Origin of the sequence: Rhodobacter sp. SY28-1, assembly GCF_005222785.1 — a bacterium.
Taxonomy (GTDB): Bacteria; Pseudomonadota; Alphaproteobacteria; order Rhodobacterales; family Rhodobacteraceae; genus Tabrizicola.
In genome coordinates, this window is sequence record NZ_STGH01000001.1 from 20,863 (window position 1) to 39,129 (window position 18,267).

Annotated in this window: 17 protein-coding genes; 6 read left to right on the forward strand and 11 right to left on the reverse strand. The window is 64.1% G+C overall.

Annotated features, from left to right (window positions below; all coding sequences use genetic code 11):
• Window positions 1–2 precede the first annotated feature (2 nt).
• The 4 genes from E8M84_RS00105 (at window position 3) to E8M84_RS00120 (ending at window position 3,803) form a co-directional block, all read left to right on the forward strand.
• Window positions 3–461 carry a GAF domain-containing protein gene (locus E8M84_RS00105; protein WP_240790319.1) on the forward strand — a complete coding sequence of 153 codons (459 nt, stop codon included), beginning with the start codon at window positions 3–5 and terminating at the stop codon, window positions 459–461.
• Window positions 462–565: 104 nt separating this feature from the next.
• Entirely contained in the window at window positions 566–1,456 is an 891-nt protein-coding gene (locus E8M84_RS00110) for a homocysteine S-methyltransferase family protein (protein WP_137109148.1), read from the forward strand.
• Window positions 1,449–2,117: an RluA family pseudouridine synthase gene (locus tag E8M84_RS00115; protein WP_240790249.1), complete on the forward strand. Its 669-nt coding sequence runs from the start codon at window positions 1,449–1,451 to the stop codon at window positions 2,115–2,117. Before E8M84_RS00110 ends, E8M84_RS00115 begins: the two co-directional genes overlap by 8 nt.
• Before the next feature lie 63 nt (window positions 2,118–2,180).
• The gene (locus tag E8M84_RS00120) at window positions 2,181–3,803 is read left to right on the forward strand and encodes an FMN-binding glutamate synthase family protein (RefSeq protein ID WP_137109149.1); all 1,623 of its coding nucleotides are present in this window, start codon (window positions 2,181–2,183) and stop codon (window positions 3,801–3,803) included.
• 9 nt (window positions 3,804–3,812) lie between these two features.
• On the opposite strand, the gene E8M84_RS00125 is transcribed toward E8M84_RS00120, so the two are convergent.
• The 4 genes from E8M84_RS00125 to fnrL all read right to left on the reverse strand — a co-directional run bounded on the left by E8M84_RS00125 (window position 3,813) and on the right by fnrL (window position 7,662).
• The gene (locus E8M84_RS00125) at window positions 3,813–4,592 is read right to left on the reverse strand and encodes a hypothetical protein (RefSeq protein ID WP_137109150.1); all 780 of its coding nucleotides are present in this window, start codon (window positions 4,590–4,592) and stop codon (window positions 3,813–3,815) included.
• A gap of 11 nt (window positions 4,593–4,603) precedes the next feature.
• Window positions 4,604–5,869, reverse strand: coding sequence for a glycosyltransferase family 2 protein (locus tag E8M84_RS00130; RefSeq protein WP_205914552.1), 1,266 nt, complete (start codon window positions 5,867–5,869; stop codon window positions 4,604–4,606).
• On the reverse strand, window positions 5,866–6,645 hold the full coding sequence (locus E8M84_RS00135) for a hypothetical protein (protein WP_137109151.1): 780 nt from the start codon (window positions 6,643–6,645) through the stop codon (window positions 5,866–5,868). Before E8M84_RS00135 ends, E8M84_RS00130 begins: the two co-directional genes overlap by 4 nt.
• A 279-nt stretch (window positions 6,646–6,924) precedes the next feature.
• Window positions 6,925–7,662: a transcriptional regulator FnrL gene (fnrL, locus tag E8M84_RS00140; protein WP_137109152.1), complete on the reverse strand. Its 738-nt coding sequence runs from the start codon at window positions 7,660–7,662 to the stop codon at window positions 6,925–6,927.
• 63 nt (window positions 7,663–7,725) lie between these two features.
• Here fnrL and hemN point away from each other — a divergent pair, with 63 nt between their 5' ends.
• Window positions 7,726–9,081 carry an oxygen-independent coproporphyrinogen III oxidase gene (gene hemN, locus E8M84_RS00145; protein ID WP_137109153.1) on the forward strand — a complete coding sequence of 452 codons (1,356 nt, stop codon included), beginning with the start codon at window positions 7,726–7,728 and terminating at the stop codon, window positions 9,079–9,081.
• A 6-nt stretch (window positions 9,082–9,087) separates the two neighbouring features.
• Here hemN and E8M84_RS00150 read toward each other — a convergent pair whose 3' ends face one another.
• The 6 genes from E8M84_RS00150 to E8M84_RS00175 all read right to left on the reverse strand — a co-directional run bounded on the left by E8M84_RS00150 (window position 9,088) and on the right by E8M84_RS00175 (window position 16,790).
• Window positions 9,088–10,311: a glycosyltransferase gene (locus E8M84_RS00150; protein ID WP_137109154.1), complete on the reverse strand. Its 1,224-nt coding sequence runs from the start codon at window positions 10,309–10,311 to the stop codon at window positions 9,088–9,090.
• A 3-nt stretch (window positions 10,312–10,314) separates the two neighbouring features.
• Window positions 10,315–11,898 carry an ABC transporter ATP-binding protein gene (locus E8M84_RS00155; protein WP_137109155.1) on the reverse strand — a complete coding sequence of 528 codons (1,584 nt, stop codon included), beginning with the start codon at window positions 11,896–11,898 and terminating at the stop codon, window positions 10,315–10,317.
• Entirely contained in the window at window positions 11,895–13,004 is a 1,110-nt protein-coding gene (locus tag E8M84_RS00160) for an ABC transporter permease (protein ID WP_137109156.1), read from the reverse strand. The genes E8M84_RS00155 and E8M84_RS00160 overlap by 4 nt, the downstream gene beginning before the upstream one ends.
• Window positions 13,004–14,167, reverse strand: a complete 1,164-nt coding sequence (locus tag E8M84_RS00165; protein ID WP_137109157.1) for a microcin C ABC transporter permease YejB — start codon at window positions 14,165–14,167, stop codon at window positions 13,004–13,006. The genes E8M84_RS00160 and E8M84_RS00165 overlap by 1 nt, the downstream gene beginning before the upstream one ends.
• 19 nt (window positions 14,168–14,186) lie before the next feature.
• Entirely contained in the window at window positions 14,187–16,100 is a 1,914-nt protein-coding gene (locus E8M84_RS00170) for an extracellular solute-binding protein (RefSeq protein ID WP_137109158.1), read from the reverse strand.
• Between the two features lie 153 nt (window positions 16,101–16,253).
• The gene (locus E8M84_RS00175; protein ID WP_137109159.1) at window positions 16,254–16,790 is read right to left on the reverse strand and encodes a cytochrome c family protein; all 537 of its coding nucleotides are present in this window, start codon (window positions 16,788–16,790) and stop codon (window positions 16,254–16,256) included.
• Between the two features lie 123 nt (window positions 16,791–16,913).
• Here E8M84_RS00175 and E8M84_RS00180 point away from each other — a divergent pair, with 123 nt between their 5' ends.
• Window positions 16,914–17,747: a prephenate dehydratase gene (locus tag E8M84_RS00180; RefSeq protein ID WP_137109160.1), complete on the forward strand. Its 834-nt coding sequence runs from the start codon at window positions 16,914–16,916 to the stop codon at window positions 17,745–17,747.
• Here the strand turns inward: E8M84_RS00180 and E8M84_RS00185 are convergent.
• Window positions 17,744–18,220: an SRPBCC family protein gene (locus E8M84_RS00185; RefSeq protein WP_137109161.1), complete on the reverse strand. Its 477-nt coding sequence runs from the start codon at window positions 18,218–18,220 to the stop codon at window positions 17,744–17,746. The two genes, E8M84_RS00180 and E8M84_RS00185, sit on opposite strands and share 4 nt — an antisense overlap.
• Between the last annotated feature and the right edge of the window lie 47 nt (window positions 18,221–18,267).

An 18,267-nucleotide genomic window follows, 5' to 3' on the forward strand; every position in this document is an offset into this window, starting at 1 on the left:
CCCTGACCGTCGACCGCCCCGCGATCACCGTCGCGATCCGCGCCCTGACCCAAGGCGAAACGGACACGGTCGCGCTGATGGCCACCGTCGCCTGCGAGATCCACCACGCCCATCCCTGCTGCGACTGGACCGGCTTCTACCGCGTCACCGGCCCCGAACTGCTGAAGATCGGACCCTATCAGGGCGGCCACGGCTGTCTCGTGATCCCCTTCAGCCGTGGGGTCTGTGGCGCTGCAGCCCGAAGCGGCCAGATCCAGAACGTGCCGGATGTCGAGGCCTTCCCCGGCCACATCGCCTGTTCGTCCAGCACCCGGTCAGAGCTTGTCCTGCCAGTCTGGAACGGCCAGGGCAAACTCCTTGGCGTGCTCGACCTTGACAGCGACAGCCCTGCGGCGTTCACGAAGGAAGACGAAGATTGGCTCGTCCCGCTGCTGGCTGAGGTTTTCCACGACGCGGTCTGAACACTTCGACTAAAATTGTGTTTTCTCTTCTCCAAATATCCCACGGGGGTCTGGGGGTGTGAAACCCCCAGCCGCTGGGCAAAGACGCAACGACAGGACCCAAGATGACTGAAATCACCCTTCTCGACGGCGGCATGGGCCAGGAACTGATCGCCCGTGCGGGCAGCGACCCTGGGCCGCTTTGGGCGACACGGGTGATGATCGACCACCCCGGTCTGGTCCGCGCGATCCATGAAGACTACTTCGCCGCCGGGGCCAGCCTGGCAACGACCAACACCTACAACATCCTGCATGACCGTCTGATCCCGCACGGGCTCGACAGTCTCTACCACGCCCTCCACCTCCGCGCGCTGGCCGAGGCGCATGAGGCGCGGGCCACTGCGGGACGCGGGAAGATTGCCGGGTCAATGGGCCCGCTCGGCGAAAGCTATCGCCCCGACCTGACCCCGCCGGTCGAGGTTTCGACCGCGCTTTATGCCGAGAAGGCGCGCATCCTTGCCGCCCATGTCGATCTGATCCTGATCGAGACGATTTCTTCGCTGGACCTGGCCCGTGGCGCGCTGAAGGGCGCGCGCACCACCGACCGGCCGGTCTGGATTTCGGTCTCGGTGCAGGACCGAGACGGGACGCGGCTGCGCTCGGGCGAACCTGTCGCGGCTTTGGCGGATGTGCTGGCCGAGACGCCAGCGGATGCGGTCCTTGCCAACTGCTCGATGCCCGAGGCGATGTCCGCCGCGATGACGGCGCTGCAGCCGCTGGGGCTGCCGTTCGGGGCCTATGCCAACGGGTTTTCCGAGATCACGCCGCACACCCATGGCACCAGCGCGCCAGAATATTGCGCGCGTCACGACCTGTCGCCCGAGCGCTATACCGAGTTTGCCATGGGCTGGGTCGCGCAGGGCGCCACGCTGATCGGCGGCTGTTGCGAGGTCGGTCCGGCCCATATCCGCCACCTCCACGCTCGCCTAATCACCGAAGGCCACACGGTTGCATAAGCCCTCGCTGATCCCGGATTTTGCCTATGACCCGCCGGATGTGCCGCTGGACATCCTGCACGAAGATGCCGCGATCCTGGTGCTGAACAAGCCTGCGGGCCTGCTGACCGTTCCGGGCAAGCTAGAAAACCGGCAGGACTGTCTGATTGCCCGGCTTCAGGCCAAGCGCTGGGATGCGCTGACGGTGCATCGGCTGGATTGCGACACCAGCGGTGTCATCATCTTCGCCCGCACCAAGCAGGCGCAGGGGTTCCTCGGGCAGGAATTCGAACTGCGCCGGGCCCAGAAGACCTATGTCGCGCGCCTGCAGGGCGACCTTGCGGGTGACAGCGGCACTGTCGACTTGCCCTTGGGCAGCGATTGGGACTACCGCCCGAGGCAGAAAGTGGACCACGACCATGGCCGCCCCGCTGTGACCGATTGGCAGGTGATCAGCCGCAGCCCCGGCGAAACCCGCGTCCGCCTGACCCCCCATACCGGGCGGAGCCACCAGCTGCGCGTCCACATGCTGTCACTCGGGCATCCGATCCTTGGCGACCAGATCTATGCGCCCGAAACCTTGACCCATCACAAGCGCCTGATGTTGCATGCGGAATCCCTGTCGCTGCACCATCCCGTCACGAAAGACCGAATGACTTTCACCGCCCCCGTCCCGTTCTGAATTCCGTTAAGCAAGTTTCAAGTTCCATGGTTAACTCTGGCCCGAACCGAACCGGGGGCTGGAATGCTGTCCACGATCTTCAACCTGCGCTATGCGCTGATCACCTGGCCTGCGATCCTGATCGTTGTGGCAGCCCTGCTGATGCTGGCTTTTCCGGGTCAGACCTGGTGGCTGCTGCCCGCAGGCGCGCTGTGCCTCCTCTCGGTCCTCGTGGGCCTGCATGACCTGCGCCAGACCCGCCATGCCGTCCTGCGCAACTATCCGGTGGCAGCGCATCTGCGGTTCTTCCTGGAATCGATCCGTCCCGAAATGCGCCAGTATTTCTTCGAAGGCGACAAGGACGGCACGCCGTTTCCGCGTGACAAGCGGGCCATCGTCTATCAGCGCGCCAAGCGCGATCTGGACAAGCGGCCCTTCGGCACCCAATACGACGTCTATCAGGAACAGTACGAATGGCTGCACCACTCCATCGCCCCGGCCCAGGCCCTGACGCATGAGGCGATGCACGCCACCGTCGGCGCCGGGTGCAAGCAGCCCTATTCGGCAAGCCTCCTGAACATCTCGGCGATGAGCTACGGCTCGCTGTCGGCAAACGCCATCCGCGCCTTGAACAAGGGGGCGAAGGCGGGCGGGTTCTTCCATGACACCGGCGAAGGCGGGGTGTCGCCCTATCACCGCGAACACGGCGGGGATCTCGTCTGGGAACTTGGCTCGGGCTATTTCTCCGCGCGAGGGACCGACGGCCGGTTCGACCCGGCAAAGTTCGCCGATGTCGCGGCGGACCCGCAGATCAAGATGGTCGAGCTGAAGCTGAGCCAGGGGGCCAAGCCGGGCCACGGCGGCGTGCTGCCTGCTGCCAAGGTAACCGAAGAGATCAGCCGCATCCGGGGCGTGCCTATGGGGCAGGACTGCATTTCCCCGGCCAGCCATTCGGTCTTTTCGACTCCGGTCGGCCTTCTGGAGTTCATCGCCGAGATGCGGGACCTTTCGGGGGGAAAACCCGCGGGGTTCAAGCTGTGCATTGGCCACCCGTGGGAGTTCATGGCGATCTGCAAGGCGATGCTGGCGACCGGGATCAGCCCCGATTTCATCGTCGTGGATGGAAAAGAGGGCGGCACCGGCGCGGCGCCGCTGGAGTTCATGGACCATGTGGGCATGCCGCTGCGCGATGGCCTCAGCCTGGTGCACAATGCTCTGGTGGGGATCGGCGTGCGGGACCGGGTGAAGATCGGGGCAAGCGGAAAGATCACCTCGGCCTTCGACATGGCGCGAGTCATGGCGCTGGGGGCGGACTGGTGCAACGCGGCACGCGGCTTCATGTTCGCGGTCGGCTGCATCCAGGCGCAGTCTTGCCATACGGGCGAATGTCCGACCGGGGTTGCCACGCAGGACCCGTTGCGCCAGCGCGCCATCGTGGTGCCGGACAAGGCCGAAAGGGTCACGAGCTTTCACCGCAACACGCTGCACACGCTGGCCGAACTGGTGGCTGCCGCAGGACTTGCGCATCCGTCCGATCTGCGGCCGCATCACTTCCTGCGCCGCGCCTCCTCGGACAAGGTGATCTCGCTGGCCGAGCAGTATGAGCAGCTTGCCCCGGGCCAGCTGACCGCCGATCCGGCCTCCTCGCCCCGATTTGCCGAGGCTTGGGCGCTTTCGACGGCCGGAAGCTTCGCGCGGGCGGGCTGAAGACCTCTGCTAGTCGCGCGCCCAAAGCGCCAGCAGGATCGACGAGACGCAGAAATACAGCCCGAAGATGCCGAAGGCCGAGACCAGGTAAAGCTGGAAGAAGAACAGTGGCCCGCCCAGCAGGCTGGAAATCAGCGAGATGACCATGGTCCCAAGGGCCAGGATGGTACCCGCTATGGCCGCCAGCACAACTGAGCCGACAAGTTCTAGCGGAGAGCGGCAGAACAGGAGCGTCAAGAGACCATGGGTCAGGATCAGCAGCACCAGGTTGGTGGTGAAGATCGGAACCAGGGTCAACCGGGCCGGGTCGATCCGACCAGGATCCACGAGGCTCACCAGAAGGCAGAAGACGATCAGGAACAGGTGGACCACGATCGCCGGGAACAGCACCGAGTTCCGGAATAGCAGGAACAGGATCAAGAGAAGTGCCAGTTGCCCGACTGGCAGGACCAGCCGCATGACCTGGGGATCCAGGTCCATGGTTCGAAAAACGGTATCCGAAGCAACAAGGCTGGCGCGAAGGTCCGCGAGCGTCCCGGAGAACGACAGTGCAACGCCGACCAGCACAGCTGCCGAGACAAGGAAGGTGAAGACCTGCCAGTGCGCTCCGGCCGTGTCTTGCGGGCCTCTGCCCGAGGTCAGCGGACCGGAACGCAGCCGTTGTTCGGGCCCTTCCGATGTCGAGATCGGCAGGCGGGTATCGACTTGGCGCACCAGCCGCCAGCACAGGATGAAGACCAGCGCCACCAGACATTCGTAGACCACGACGGCAATCAGGGTGTTGAGCACCGACGCAGCCCCTATGCCGAGCCGCGGAAGCGCTGGGTCTTGTCCCACTGCGTCGTGATGCCGAAAAGCTTGTCCTTCAAAAGCTGCAGAACCCCGACATTGCAGGCCAGAAGGCTGGTGAAGGACGACACGAACAGGAAAGGAACCGCCGAAAAGGCCCGCCGCTGCCCGTCTGACACGCATCCTGCCGCGATCTGGTAGAAGGGGGCAAAGTTGCCGATGCCGGTAAACAGTGTCAGCGACACTGTCATGATCGACAGGCTTGCCCAAGTCTCGCCCAGTTGCGTGGGCATTGCCAGCGCGATGACAAGGTTCAAGAGCACGAGACTGGGAACGGTATAGACCAGCAGGACCAGGGCCGCATCGAGCCGCGCCATCAGCGGCTGGCGGGTCGCGCGCAGCGTTGCGAAGAAATAGCGCCCGAGGCAATCGTTATGCCCGATGGCCCAGCGCTTGACCTGGCGATAGCGCACCTGCCAGGTCTCGGGGCTCTCCTCATAGCATTCGGCGCCCGCGACATAGGCCACCCGCATGCCCGCGATGAACAGCCGGTAGGTCAGGTCGGTATCCTCGGCCAGCGAGATGGTGTTCCAGCCCCCGACCGCCTCCAGCGCCGAGCGGCGAACCGCGCCAGTCGTGCCGCCGAACTGCGGCAGAAGCGACATGCGGTGCCGCACTTCCTGGTCGACGACGTAGCCGCCCCGTCGCTCCAGATCCAGAAGCTTGGTCAGCATGTTGGCATTGGCGTTGTAGGGCACGACGCGGCCCATAGTGGCGCCGACCAGCGGGTCGGCGAAGGGCGCGACAAGACGGCGGATGATCTGGGGCGGTGGCAGGTAGTCGGCATCGAAGAAGACCAGGATTTCCGAGGTCGAGCCGTTGATCGCGTCCAGAAGGGCAGCCGGCTTGCCGGGTGCCGCATCCTTTGGCCGGTGAATGACCCGCACAAAAGGATGGCGCGCGGCGAAATCATCGGCGATGGCCCCGGTACCGTCCCGGGATCGGTCGTTGATCACGATGATCTCGTACCGGTCGGACGGATAATCCATCCGGGTCAGGCATTCGAGGCAGCCGTACAGCACCCGCTCTTCATTGTGGGCCGGGACGATCACCGTGACCTTGGGAAGGCTCTTGTCCGATACCAGAAGCCCTGAAGTCCCGCGCCGACCGAAGTGGAACAGCAAAGTCACCGTCACCTGACGGACTAGGACCATCAGGGCCAGAAGGGTCGTCGTGACGTTCCAGGCAACCAGGAGGGCGATTGCCGCCCCGGTCATAGGCCGAGTTTGAGACCGATGGAGGCGCCTTCCAGATCGTAGAGGTCGGTGTCCACGAACTCACCGCGTAGAATGACTTCGGCCTTTTCGGAGAACCGGTAGGACACGAAGGGCTTGAACGCAGTGTAGTCGTTGTTGACCGGGGCCAGCGGCGCCAGGTCATAAGCGATCTGGCCGAAGCCGAGCTCTGCGCCAATGTTCAGGCCACTGGGGGTCACCAGCGTCGCAACCGCAGCGACGTCATAGCCCATGTCGGCCGAGCCGCTGTTGTCGACGATCGCCGCGCTGAGCTGGGTCACGAAATACGAACCATTCGCCATTTCGGGGAAGTACTTCACCACTTCGCCACGCAGGCTGGTGGATTCGATGTCGCCTTCATAGTTCGACCGGCTCAGCTCGAAATCGTAGATCGTGCTGGCGCCCGCATTGTAGCGATACCCGAGCGCATATTTCCAGTCGGGGGCGGTGCCGAGATCCGAATTGGAATGGTCTACGACAAAGCGCAGGCTGCCCGATCCGGCCGAGAATTCCGCCCCGAGGCTGATCGAAGTCACCTTCTCTTCGCGGTCCTGCTTGGTGATGTCCATAAGGATCGCGGTGCCCGAATTCAGGACAAACCGGGAATTGAGGCCGATGTAATCGCGGTCAGAAAAACCGTTCGTCGCGTCGATCGAACCATAGGTCAGCTGGACGAACCCCGCGTCCTGCGCGTTCGCTGCAAGCCCGAAGGGCAGAAGTGCGCCAAGAATCAGGGCCTGCTTGATTGTTCTGCTCATCTTTTTCTCCCGCCGGAAGCGCATCTTTTCGCTGCCACGGATACCCTATTCGCGTTCTGGGAGAAAGGCTCATCGCGCTGGGCAAGTGCCGCTTTGACGGTCCTATGGCTTTCTTGCATCAAATCCCCCAGCCTATGCAACGAATGGAATTCGTTAACGCTTTTGGCAATCAGATTAAGTCTGGATCCAACTCGTGAAGGTCAGGCTAATGGCTGGCAATTGCTCGCGTGGCTACCCGATTGCCGGGATCAGGCCGGGTCAATCACGCGGTTGAAAGGGTCAGACCAGCATCCCGCCGTCGTTGTCGTCGCCGGCCTCTTCCAGAAGCCGGTCGATGTCGGGGACCGTGACGTGGCGATTGCCTTCCAGGCTGATGACACCGTCCCGCTTCAGCGCGCTGATCTGGCGGCTGACCGTTTCCAGCGTCAGCCCAAGGTAATCCGCCATTTCCTCACGGGTCAGCGGCAGATCGACGGACAGGGCGCCCGAGGCACGCCGGTGATGCAGGGCGGCATCGCGCCGCGCGATGATCGAGATCAGCGAGGCGATCTTCTCGCGCGCTGTCTTGCGCCCCAGAAGCAGCATCCACTCGCGCGCTGCGTCCAGTTCGTCCAGCGTCATTTCCAGCAGACGTTGCGCGACATGCGGCGTTGTCGACATCAGCTCTTCGAACGGCTTCTTGCGGAAGCAGCACATGACAAGGTCGGTCGTCGCCGTCACGTCGAAGGCCGCCGTGGGCCGGCCCGGCCGTCCGACAAAATCCGAAGGCAGCAGAAGCCCCACCATCTGGCGGCGCCCGTCCTCCATCGTCTGCGTCAGCGACGCGATGCCGCTGACCACCGAGCCCACGAACTCCATCCGGTCGCCCGACCAGATGATGGTCTGCCCGGCCTGGAAGCTGCGGTAGTACTTGATCTGCTCCAGCCGGGACAGTTCGTCGGTGTCACAGCGTGCGCAGACCGCACGGTGACGGATCGGGCATTCTCCGCACTGAACGTGAACCGAGTGCTCGATCATCCTGGCTGCCTCGCGTTGATCTGCGTCAAGGAGCCGCCTGCCCCACAACCATATCCTAGACTGATGGAACATGACCCGCAACTCGCCCGCCTCGGTCTATTCGACGCACGCGTGCCCCGGTACACCTCTTATCCGACGGCGCCGCATTTCGGGCCCGACGTGGGGCCGCGCAACTTTGCCGCCTGGATCGAGGCGGTGCCCGAATACAGCCAGATCTCGCTTTACCTGCATGTGCCGTTCTGTCGGCGGCTCTGCTGGTTCTGCGCCTGTCGCACGCAGGGCACCACTTCGGACGAGCCGGTGCGGGCCTATGTGCAGACGCTGAAGGCCGAGCTGGCGCTTCTGCGCGCCCACCTGCCCCGAGGGGTCTCGCTCAGCCGGTTGCATTGGGGTGGTGGCACGCCGACCCTGCTTTCGGCGGACCTGATTCGCGATCTGGCCAATACGATCCTGACCGTCGCACCGATGGAGGCGGATGGCGAGTTCTCGGTCGAGATCGACCCGAACGAGATCGACGACGCGCGGCTTGACGCTCTGGCAGCGGCCGGGATGAACCGAGCCTCGATTGGCGTGCAGGACTTCGATCCGATGATCCAGAAGGCCATTGGGCGCGAGCAGGCCTATGACCTGACCCGGGATGTCGCTGCCCGGATCCGCGATCGCGGAGTGGCCAGCCTGAACGCCGACATCCTGTACGGCCTGCCGTTCCAGACCGGACCGCGTATCGCCGACTCCGTCCAGAAGCTGTTGACCCTGTCTCCGGATCGGGTCGCGCTGTACGGCTATGCCCATGTCCCGTGGATGAGTCGTCGGCAGCAGATGATTCCCTCGGATGCGATGCCCACCCCGGAGGAGCGCCTCTCGCTGTTCGAAACCGCGCGGCAGTTGTTCCTGTGGGATGGCTATGTCGAGGTCGGGATGGATCACTTCGCCCGGCCCGAAGACGGGATGGCGCGCGCCCTGCGGGCTGGCACGTTGCGGCGGAACTTCCAGGGCTACACCGACGATCCCGCCCCGGTCCTGATCGGGCTTGGCGCTTCGTCGATCAGCCGCTTTCCGCAAGGATTTGCGCAGAATGCCTCGGGCACTGCCGAACACACCAAGGCGATCCGGGCGGGGCAGTTCTCGACCCACAGGGGGCACGCCTTCCGGGGCGAGGATCTGTTGCGCGCGCGAATCATCGAGGCGCTGATGTGCGACTTCCAGGTGTCGCGGGCCGAGCTTCTGCAAGCGTTCGAGGTCAGTGCCGACCGGATCGAGACCCTGTTCCAGGCCGCTGTGGCAGAGTTCGGCGACATGGTGCGGGTGACAGAGGAGGGTCTGCGCATCCCCGATCGCGGCCGCCCCCTCACGCGAATGATCGCCCGCGCCTTCGACGCCTATGACAACAGCCGGGCGAAACATTCCTCGGCCATCTGACGCCGCTCAGCTGCGCGCCAGCCGGGTCAGATGCGCGATCTGTCTCGGCAGGCAGACCGACCGCAGGTCATAACGCTCTCTCACCAGTTGCCGGGCAGCCTCGCGCATCTGGAGATAGGCCTCGGGCCGGGCCAGCGCATCGGTCAGCGCCGCGGACCAGGCCGGGACGTCGAAGAAGTCGACCAGGCGGCCGTTCACCCCGTCGGTGATGACTTCGGCCACGGGTCCGGTGTCCGAACCCACGACCAGCGTCCCGGCCGCCAGGGTCTCCACCATCGACCAGGACAGGACGAAGGGATAGGTCAGATAGGCGTGGACCCGGCTGACGTGGATCAGATTCACCAGCCGGTCATAGGGCACACGCCCGGTGAAATGGACGCGCGACAGGTCCAGACGATCCTTCACCTCATCCAGGATGACGTCCTTCCACGAGCGCCCGTCCTTGGGGGCATGGCCATAGCTGACCTCGTTGCCGCCCACGATCACGACCTGCGCGTCGGGTCGGGCCGCCAGCACATCGGGCAGCGCCCGCATGAAGATGTGGTAGCCGCGATAGGGTTCGAGGTTCCGGTTGATGAAAGTCAGCACCTCATCGCCCCGGCGCAGGGTCCGTCCATTCGGCAGCGTGAAGGTCGCCTGCGGGTTCGGGGCCAGCCGGTCGCAGTCCACCCCGTCGAAGATCACCTCAAGCAGGTTGCGCAGGGCGGGGGGGTGCGTGCTGGCCTGCCAGCGCGTCGGCGTGACCCCGCCATCGGAATGGACCAGGGCCTGCGCCATATAGGCCGCGCGCGACTGTGCAATCATCACCTGATCGAAACCCTGCGCCTGAAACTCGGGGTCAAAGCCGGTGTCGGCCCCATGCCCGCGATAGTAAAGCTCGGCAAAGACCAGCAGCTTCGCCTCGGGCCAGACCTCTTTCAGGAACAGCGTCTCGCCCCAGCCGGAATGGCCGTAGATGACATCGGGCACATAGCCTTCGGCCCGCAGCTTCTGCGCAAAGCGCGCAACGACGACGGCCCGGTCGCTCATCACAGTGAAATTGCGGCCTAGGCGCGTTGCCTTCGAGTCCACTTCGGGCGGCTTGAAGGTATAGCGCAGGATCGGGATGTCCGACGTCTTGTCATTGGTCGCGTCGGTGATCGCCCGCACATCATGGCCAAGACGCTGCATCTCGGGGGCGAGATGCAGGAACTGGCCCGGAAAGTTCTGGTGGACGAACAGAAGCTTCAAGCGTCAGGCTCCGAAGGCGGCGGCCATCAGAGCTTTGGTATAGGGGGTTTGCGGATCGGTAAACACGGCCTCGCATTCGCCAGCTTCGACCACATCGCCCGCCTGCATGACCATGACCTTGTGCGCCATCGCCCGGATCACCCGCAGGTCATGACTGATGAAGATGAAGGCCAGCCCCCATTTCCGCTGAAGCTCACGCAGAAGTTCCACGATCTGGACCTGGACGGTCATGTCCAAGGCGCTGGTCGGTTCGTCCAGCACCACAAGCTTCGGCCGCAGGATCATGGCCCGAGCAATGGCGATGCGCTGGCGCTGGCCGCCACTGAATTCGTGCGGGTAGCGATGCATCGTGGCCGGATCCAGACCGACCTCGCGCATGATCTCGGCCACCATCTCCTGCCGGTTCCGGCCGGCCTCGACGCCATGGACCCCCAGACCTTCGGAAATGATCTCCTCGACCGTCATCCGCGGGGACAAGCTGCCGTAAGGGTCCTGGAACACGACCTGCATCTCTCGACGCATGCCACGCAATTCGGACCGCCCCAGCGACTGCATGTCGTGGCCCAGAAAGGTCACCTTGCCGGTCGACCCAATCAGTCGCAGGATCGCCAGCGCCAGCGTCGTCTTGCCCGAGCCGCTTTCCCCGACGATCCCCAGCGTCTCACCCGCCCGGACCGAAAGCGTCGCATCGTTCACCGCCTTCACATGGCCGACGGTCTTGCGCAACAGGCCCTTCTGGATCGGGAACCAGATGCGCAGGGCATCCGTCCGCACCACTTCCGTTGCAGTGTCAGGCACCGGCGTCGGGCCACCCTTCTGCTCGGCCGCCAGCAGCTTTTGCGTGTAGGGGTGCTGCGGATTGGCGAAAATCTCGGCCGTCACCCCCTGTTCAACGATCTCGCCGCCCTGCATGACGCAGACCCGGTCCGCGATGCGGCGGACGATGCCAAGGTCGTGGGTGATGAACAGAAGGCTCAGACCCTCGGCCCGCTTCAGATCGGCCAGCAAGTCAAGGATCTGCGCCTGGATGGTGACGTCCAGCGCGGTGGTGGGCTCATCCGCGACCAGAAGTTCCGGCCCGTTCGCCAGCGCCATCGCGATCATCACCCGCTGGCGCTGCCCACCCGACAACTGATGCGGATAGGCCCCAAGGCGACTTTCGGCATCCCGGATTCCGACCTTGCCCAGCAGCTCGATGATCCGGGCGCGCGCCTTGTCGCCGGTCAGCCCCTGATGCAGCGTCAGGCTTTCGGCAAGCTGCTTTTCGATGGTGTGCAGCGGGTTCAGCGAGGTCATCGGCTCCTGGAAGATGAAGCTGATGTCGTTGCCCCGGACTCGGCGCAACTCGCGCTCGGACGCGCCGACCATTTCCTTGCCCAGATAGGTGACCGAGCCGGAAACCTCGGCATTGTCCGACAAGAGCCCCACAGTCGACAGCGCGGTCACGGATTTCCCCGACCCGCTTTCGCCGACCAAGGCGACCGTCTCGCCCTTCGATACGGAAAACGACACCCCCTTCACCGCCTGGATCACCCGCCCGTCCTGCCGGAACGAGACTGTCAGGCCTTTGACCTCAAGCACGCTCATCGGAACGTCTTCCTCGGGTCAAAGGCATCGCGGACGCCTTCGAAGATGAAGACCAGCAGCGACAGCATGATCGCGAAGGTGAAGAAGGCGACGAAGGCGAGATGCGGCGCCTGCAGGTTCTGCTGCGCCTGGCGCGTCAGCTGGCCTAGGGACGGCAGGTCGGACGGCAAGCCGAAGCCAAGGTAATCAAGGCTCGCCAGCGTGCCGATAGCCCCGGTCACCGCGAAGGGGAGGAGGGTCAGCGTGGCGACCATGGCGTTCGGGAGGAGATGGCGGAACATGATCTGCCAGTCGGCCACCCCAAGCGCCCGGGCGGCGCGGACGTACTCGAAGTTCCGCGCGCGCAGGAATTCCGCCCTGACGACGCCGACAAGGCTGGTCCAGCCAAAGAGGACCATGAGGAAGACCAATAGCCAGAAACTTTTCGCCCAGACGGCGGTCACGATGATGATGACGTAAAGTGTGGGGACCGAGGACCAGAGCTCGATGAATCGCTGGAAGAGAAGGTCGGTCAACCCGCCGAAATAGCCCTGCACCGCCCCCGCCGCGATGCCGATGACAGAGGTGGCGAAGGTCACGATCAGCGCAAAGGTGACTGACAGGCGGAAGCCGTAGATGATCCGCGCCAGCACGTCGCGGCTGGTGTCGTCGGTGCCAAGCCAGTTCTGCGCCGAGGGCGACCCAGGGGCCACGCCGCCGGTGTCGACGATGGTATTGAAGCTGTAAGGAATCAGCGGCCAGACAATCCAGCCTGCCTGCACCGGCTCACCCGCAGCGGTGCCCTTTGTCTCCGCCTCGGCCTTGATGCCCTCGGGGTCGTCCCAGCAATCCAGCGACCCGCCCGAGACGATCAGGCACTGGACTTCGGGCGTGGTGTAGTCGGCCTCGGTCCGCAGGTCGCCGCCGAAGGCCACCTCGGGGTAGAACTTGAAGACGGGGGTGTAGTAGCTGCCCTGGTATTGCACGAGGACCGGGCGGTCGTTGGCGATAAGCTCGGCCAACAGCGAGATGCCGTAAAGGACCAGGAAGATCCACAAGGACCAATAGGCCCGCCGGTTCGCCTTGAAGTTCCGCCAGCGCCGCTGGTTAAGGGCCGAAAGCGCCATCACCCGCGCCTTTCAAAATCGATGCGGGGATCGACGAAGACATACATCAGGTCGGACAGGATGCCGACGACAAGGCCGATCAGCCCAAAGGCGAAAAGCGTGCCGAAGATCACCGGGTAGTCACGTTCGACGGCAGAGCGGAAGCCAAGCTGGCCCAGACCGTCCAGCGAGAAGATGACCTCGATCAGCAGGCTGGAGCCAAAGAACACCGCCAGAAACAGGCCCGGAAAGCCCGCGATCACGATCAGCATGGCGTTGCGGAAGACGTGGCCGTAAAGGACCCGGCCCTCGGACAGGCCCTTGGCGCGGGCAGTCAGGACGTATTGCTTCTTGATCTCGTCGAGGAAGCTGTTCTTCGTCAGCAGCGTCAGCACCGCGAAGGACGAAATCAGCTGCGCCGTCACCGGCAGGGTGATGTGCCAGAGGTAATCGACCGTCTTGCCCCAGAGGCTAAGCTCCTCCCAGTTGTCGGACGTCAGCCCGCGCAGGGGGAACCACTGGAAGTAGGACCCGCCTGCGAAGACGACCATCAGCAGGATCGCGAACAGGAAGCCGGGGATCGCATAGGCCGCGATGATGACTCCGCTGGTCCAGGTGTCGAAGTGCGACCCGTCGCGCACCGCCTTGCGGATGCCCAAGGGGATCGAGACGAGGTAGGCGATCAGCGTCGACCAGAGGCCCAGCGTGATCGACACCGGCATCTTCTCGATCACAAGATCGACGACGGAGATCGAGCGGAAGTAGCTCTCGCCGAAGTCGAAGGTCAGGTAGTTGCCCATCATGATGAAGAAGCGTTCGACGGCCGGAATCTTCTCCTTCTGGCATTCCGGCGCGGTCACGCTGGGCGTACCGGTGAAGCCTTCGTCGCAGACGATGCGGGCAAAACCGAACTGCACCTCAAGCTTGGCGATGAACTCGGGCGGCAGGCCGCGCGCGCCGACATAGCCGTTGTCGCCGCCCGCGCTGAACTCACCTTCCTCCTGCACCCCGGCATTTTCGCTGCCGCCGAGGTTCTGGATGGAATCGCCGCCGCCTTCCAGCCGGGCGATGACCTGCTCGACCGGGCCGCCGGGGACGAACTGGGTCAGCGCAAAGTTGATGACCATCACGCCGAACAGCGTGGGGATCACCAGCAGCAACCGGCGGAGGATATAGGCGCCCAAAGTCCCTGCCCGTCTTTCGTTACTTCAACACGCCCTTGGCCTTCAGCGCGTCGGCTTTTTCGGCGTTGTACCACCAGATCGACAATTCGCCCAGAGCATAGGGGGGCAGCGTCTCGGGGTGTTCGTACATGTTGTAGTAGGCAACCCAGTTGTCGCGCTTGTAGTAGCGGGGGACGATCACCCATTGCGACCGCAGCACGCGGTCCAGCGCCTTGACTGTGGTGTGCAGCGCCTCGCGGCTGTCGGCGGCCTCGACCAGCTCCAGGATCTTGTCCACTGCCGGATCGGCATAGCCCATCCGGTTGCGGCTGGAATTGTCCTTTGCCACGCTTGCCCAGGCCTGTTTCAGCACGCCACCCGGTTCAAGCCCTCCGTTCACCACCGTGGTCGGCAGCGCGTCGAAGTCGAAGTTTGGCGGGCTGGCGCGTTCCTGCAGCTGCGGGTCGTCGATTATTTCAAAGCTCGCGTCCACGCCCAGCGCGCGCAGGTTTTCGACATAGGCGTTCATCACCGGCAAAAGGTCGGTGCGGGAATGGACCATTGCCATCCGCAACGTCTTGCCGTCCTTCCGGCGCAGCCCGTCGTCGCCCACGGTCCAGCCCGCCTCGTCCAGAAGAGCAGATGCCGCGCGCAGGTTCTTGCGGTCCAGCGCCCGGTCCTCGGAGGAAACCGAGCCCATCTTCGCCTCGTCCGTCAGGATGCTGGCGGGCAGGAGACCCTCATCAACCAAGGGCTGCAGGATGGCGATCTCGCCCGGGGTGGGGACGCCCGTGGCGGCCATTTCCGAGTTCTCCCAGATCGAGTTGATCCGCGCCAGCAGCCCGTAGAACAGCGACTTGTTCGACCATTCGAAGTTGAAGACCAGGCCCAAAGCCTCGCGCACCTTGGGGTCCTGGAATTGTTCCCGGCGGAGGTTGAAGATGATCGACTGCCCGCCCGCGATATTGCCCGACGGGAACACCCCTTTGATCACGTCACCCGAAGCGATTGTCGGGAAATCATAGCCCGTGGCCCAGCGCTTGGAATCGCCTTCGTTGCGGAAGGTGTAGACGCCCGCCTTGAACGCCTCCATCGCGGCGTTGTCATCGCCGAAGTATTCGATCCGGATGCGGTCAAAGTTGTTCTGGCCGACGTTCAGCGGGTGCGCATTGCCCCAGTAATCCGGGTTGCGCTTGTAGATGACCTGCTGGCCGGGCTTGTAGCTTTCAAGGACGTAGGCCCCAGTGCCGAGGAAAGGCGTGAAGCTCGACTTTTCAAGGTCGAGCTTGTTGTCCTCGTAGTGCTTCTTCGAGAAGATCGGGCCGCTGCCGGCCTGGGCTGGCATGTCGCGGAAAGGCGTGCCGGGCGAAAACGTGAACTTGATGCGGTAGGGATCCAGCACCTCGACCGACTGGAACTTCTCGTTGGCCACCGATCGGTATTCCGGGATGCCCTTCTCGGCGAAAAGGTTGTGGCTGAAAAGCACGTCTTCCGCAGTGAACGGGGTGCCGTCCGAAAAGGTGACGTCCTTGCGCAGGTTGAAGATCACCCAGGACCGATCCTCGGGGTATTCGATCGTTTCGCACAGCAGGCAGTAGGCGGCGCTGACGTCGTCCAGCGTGCCGGACAGGATCGATTCGTAGAAGATCGAGGACAGGGCCGCGGCGTTGCCCTGGATGGTGTAGGGGTTGAAGCTGTCGAAGCTGCCGGGCGACCACTGGCTGATCTCGCCACCCTTGGGGGCATCGGGGTTCACATAGGGCAAGTGCGGAAAGTCGGCCGGAAGCGCCAGGTCGCCGAAGGTCGAAATCCCGTGCGACTTGAAGATCGTCTCCGCCCGGGCGGGGATCGCGACTGCGGCCAGTGCCAGGATCAGCGATCCCGTCGCGACAAGGGGGCCAAGCCCGGATTTCGCTGCTTTTGCCCGTGCTGCACTCCGCTTGTCTGTCCGCATCCGTCAGCCTCCCCTTCGTTCCACCTGGATCATTCATTTATGCTAATTCAGGCTTTGTCGAGCCAACAAGCCGCGATTGTGCCGCGCGATTTCGTGAGCGGAATAAAGAAAGCCGCCCCGGGGGGCGGCTTTGCTTTGCGATCAGGCAATCTTTCAGGGATTTGCCGCAAGGTAGGCGATGACGTTCGCCCGGTCTTCGGGCTTCGGCAGACCTGCGAAGGCCATCTTGGTGCCCGGCAGCGCCTTTTTCGGGTTTTCCAGGAAGGCGAACAGCGCCTCGGGCGTCCAGGGTTCGGCTGCCTTGGCGGCCATCGCTTCGGAATAGGCAAAGCCGGCCGCTGCCGCATGGTTGCGCCCGACGACGCCGTTCAGATGGGGACCGACGCCGTCCGACCCGTCCAGCTTGTGGCACGAGCCGCATTTCTTGAACACCGCCTCGCCGGCGGCCGCGTCCGCCGACGCCATCAGCGCCGCGACATCCACCGTCTCAACCTCGCCCTCGGCGGGTGCGGCCTCTTCGCCGGTGTCAATGGTGTAGGCCTGGGTCAGTTCCCCCTCGGCATGGTCGCCACCATGACCCGAAGCGCCGACGTGATACAGTCCGTCGGAAGCCCAGTTCACCAGCATCAGAACCAGCAGCGAGCCGCAGACCGCGCCCACCGCCTTGGTCATCGTCATCGTGTCGAACATGGGTTTCACCTATCTGGGGTCTCGGGTTGCGCGGTATCTATCCGCTTCCCCCATCCGGTTTCAAGGTGTAGACGCGCGACGAAACGCCCCGCGGGGCAGGTTTTCGACGGGAGACGAGGTCAGATGGTCGGTCGCATCGCGTTTCAGGGAGAGCTGGGGGCCTATTCGCACCAGGCCTGCCAGCAATCCAGGCCGGACATGGAAGCCGTCCCCAGCACCACCTTCGAGGAAGTGGTGGACAAGGTCGCCCGCGGTGAGGTCGATCTTGGCATGCTGGCCGTCGAGAATTCCACCTATGGCCGGGTCGCGGACGTCCATTCCCTGCTGCCGCGCGCCGGGCTGCACATCGTGGACGAGGCTTTTGTCCGGGTGCATGTCAACCTTCTCGGCGTGCCGGGCGCCCGGCTGGAGGACGTGCAGGAAGCCCACGGCCACGTCGTCATCCTGCCGCAATGCGCGGGCTTCCTGAAAAAGCACGGCATCCGGGGCAAGGTCAGCTCGGACAACGCCCGCGCGGCCCGCGAAGTGGCCGAAGCCAAGGACAAGACCAAGGCGGCGCTGGCCAGCGAACTCGCAGCGTCGATCTACGGGCTGGACGTCCTGGCCCGGCACATCGAGGATCAGGCCAACAACACCACCCGCTTTCTGGTGATGTCGCGCACTCCCGACCTGACGCGGCGCGGAACGGGCAAGATGATCACCACCTTCACCTTCCGCGTCCGCAACATCCCGGCGGCACTTTACAAGGCGATGGGCGGCTTCGCGACCAACGGCGTCAACATGACCAAGCTGGAAAGCTACATGGTCGGCGGCACCTTCACCGCGACGGAATTCTACGCCGACATCGAGGGCCACCCCGAGGACCCGAACGTGGCACTTGCACTTGAGGAGCTGCGCTACTTCACCTCCGAGCACCGCATTCTCGGCGTCTATCCGGCTGACCGCGAGAGGGGCTAGGCCTGTGACTGGCTGCGGTCGTAACGCTCCTTGATCCGCGAACCGAGCCGCGCCAACCCCTTTTCGAACCGGGCCTGCACCCGCCCCTTGGCCAGCCGCATCGTGTTGATGAAAAGCCGTGCCGCCAGCGTCTTCGGCTTCACTTCCAGATCCACGCGAAGCCTGCTGCGACGTGGCGACAGGACCATGACCTCAAGACTGGTCACGCCGTCGATCGAGGGGCTGTCGATCCCCATCGCGATCCGCTGGCCCGGCGTCAGGTCATTGATGCGCAAGAGCATCTTCCGCGCCTTGCCGCGGAAATGACCACGGACGCGCCACTCCGCCCCAACGCCCATTGCGGGCGTCCCTGCCGGACGTTCGATTTCAACCCCGTTACGGATCGCCTCACGCTCCCATGCCGCGTGGTCGATCAGTGTGGCATAGACGGCAGCCGCAGGCACTTCCAGGTCGGTCTTGGCCGTCAGTTTCATCTGCGCTCCACGGGTGAATGTCCGGTCAGGTCAACCGCATAGCAGGA

What these genes read in the sequence shown, in the direction of transcription:
- E8M84_RS00110 (WP_137109148.1), top strand. Translation starts at nt 566, where the DNA reads ATGACTGAAATCACCCTTCTCGACGGCGGCATGGGCCAGGAACTGATC.
- E8M84_RS00120 (WP_137109149.1), top strand. Translation starts at nt 2,181, where the DNA reads ATGCTGTCCACGATCTTCAACCTGCGCTATGCGCTGATCACCTGGCCT.
- E8M84_RS00130 (WP_205914552.1), bottom strand. Translation starts at nt 5,869, where the DNA reads ATGACCGGGGCGGCAATCGCCCTCCTGGTTGCCTGGAACGTCACGACG.
- E8M84_RS00135 (WP_137109151.1), bottom strand. Translation starts at nt 6,645, where the DNA reads ATGAGCAGAACAATCAAGCAGGCCCTGATTCTTGGCGCACTTCTGCCC.
- fnrL (WP_137109152.1), bottom strand. Translation starts at nt 7,662, where the DNA reads ATGATCGAGCACTCGGTTCACGTTCAGTGCGGAGAATGCCCGATCCGT.
- hemN (WP_137109153.1), top strand. Translation starts at nt 7,726, where the DNA reads ATGGAACATGACCCGCAACTCGCCCGCCTCGGTCTATTCGACGCACGC.
- E8M84_RS00155 (WP_137109155.1), bottom strand. Translation starts at nt 11,898, where the DNA reads ATGAGCGTGCTTGAGGTCAAAGGCCTGACAGTCTCGTTCCGGCAGGAC.
- E8M84_RS00160 (WP_137109156.1), bottom strand. Translation starts at nt 13,004, where the DNA reads ATGGCGCTTTCGGCCCTTAACCAGCGGCGCTGGCGGAACTTCAAGGCG.
- E8M84_RS00170 (WP_137109158.1), bottom strand. Translation starts at nt 16,100, where the DNA reads ATGCGGACAGACAAGCGGAGTGCAGCACGGGCAAAAGCAGCGAAATCC.
- E8M84_RS00175 (WP_137109159.1), bottom strand. Translation starts at nt 16,790, where the DNA reads ATGTTCGACACGATGACGATGACCAAGGCGGTGGGCGCGGTCTGCGGC.
- E8M84_RS00180 (WP_137109160.1), top strand. Translation starts at nt 16,914, where the DNA reads ATGGTCGGTCGCATCGCGTTTCAGGGAGAGCTGGGGGCCTATTCGCAC.
- E8M84_RS00185 (WP_137109161.1), bottom strand. Translation starts at nt 18,220, where the DNA reads ATGAAACTGACGGCCAAGACCGACCTGGAAGTGCCTGCGGCTGCCGTC.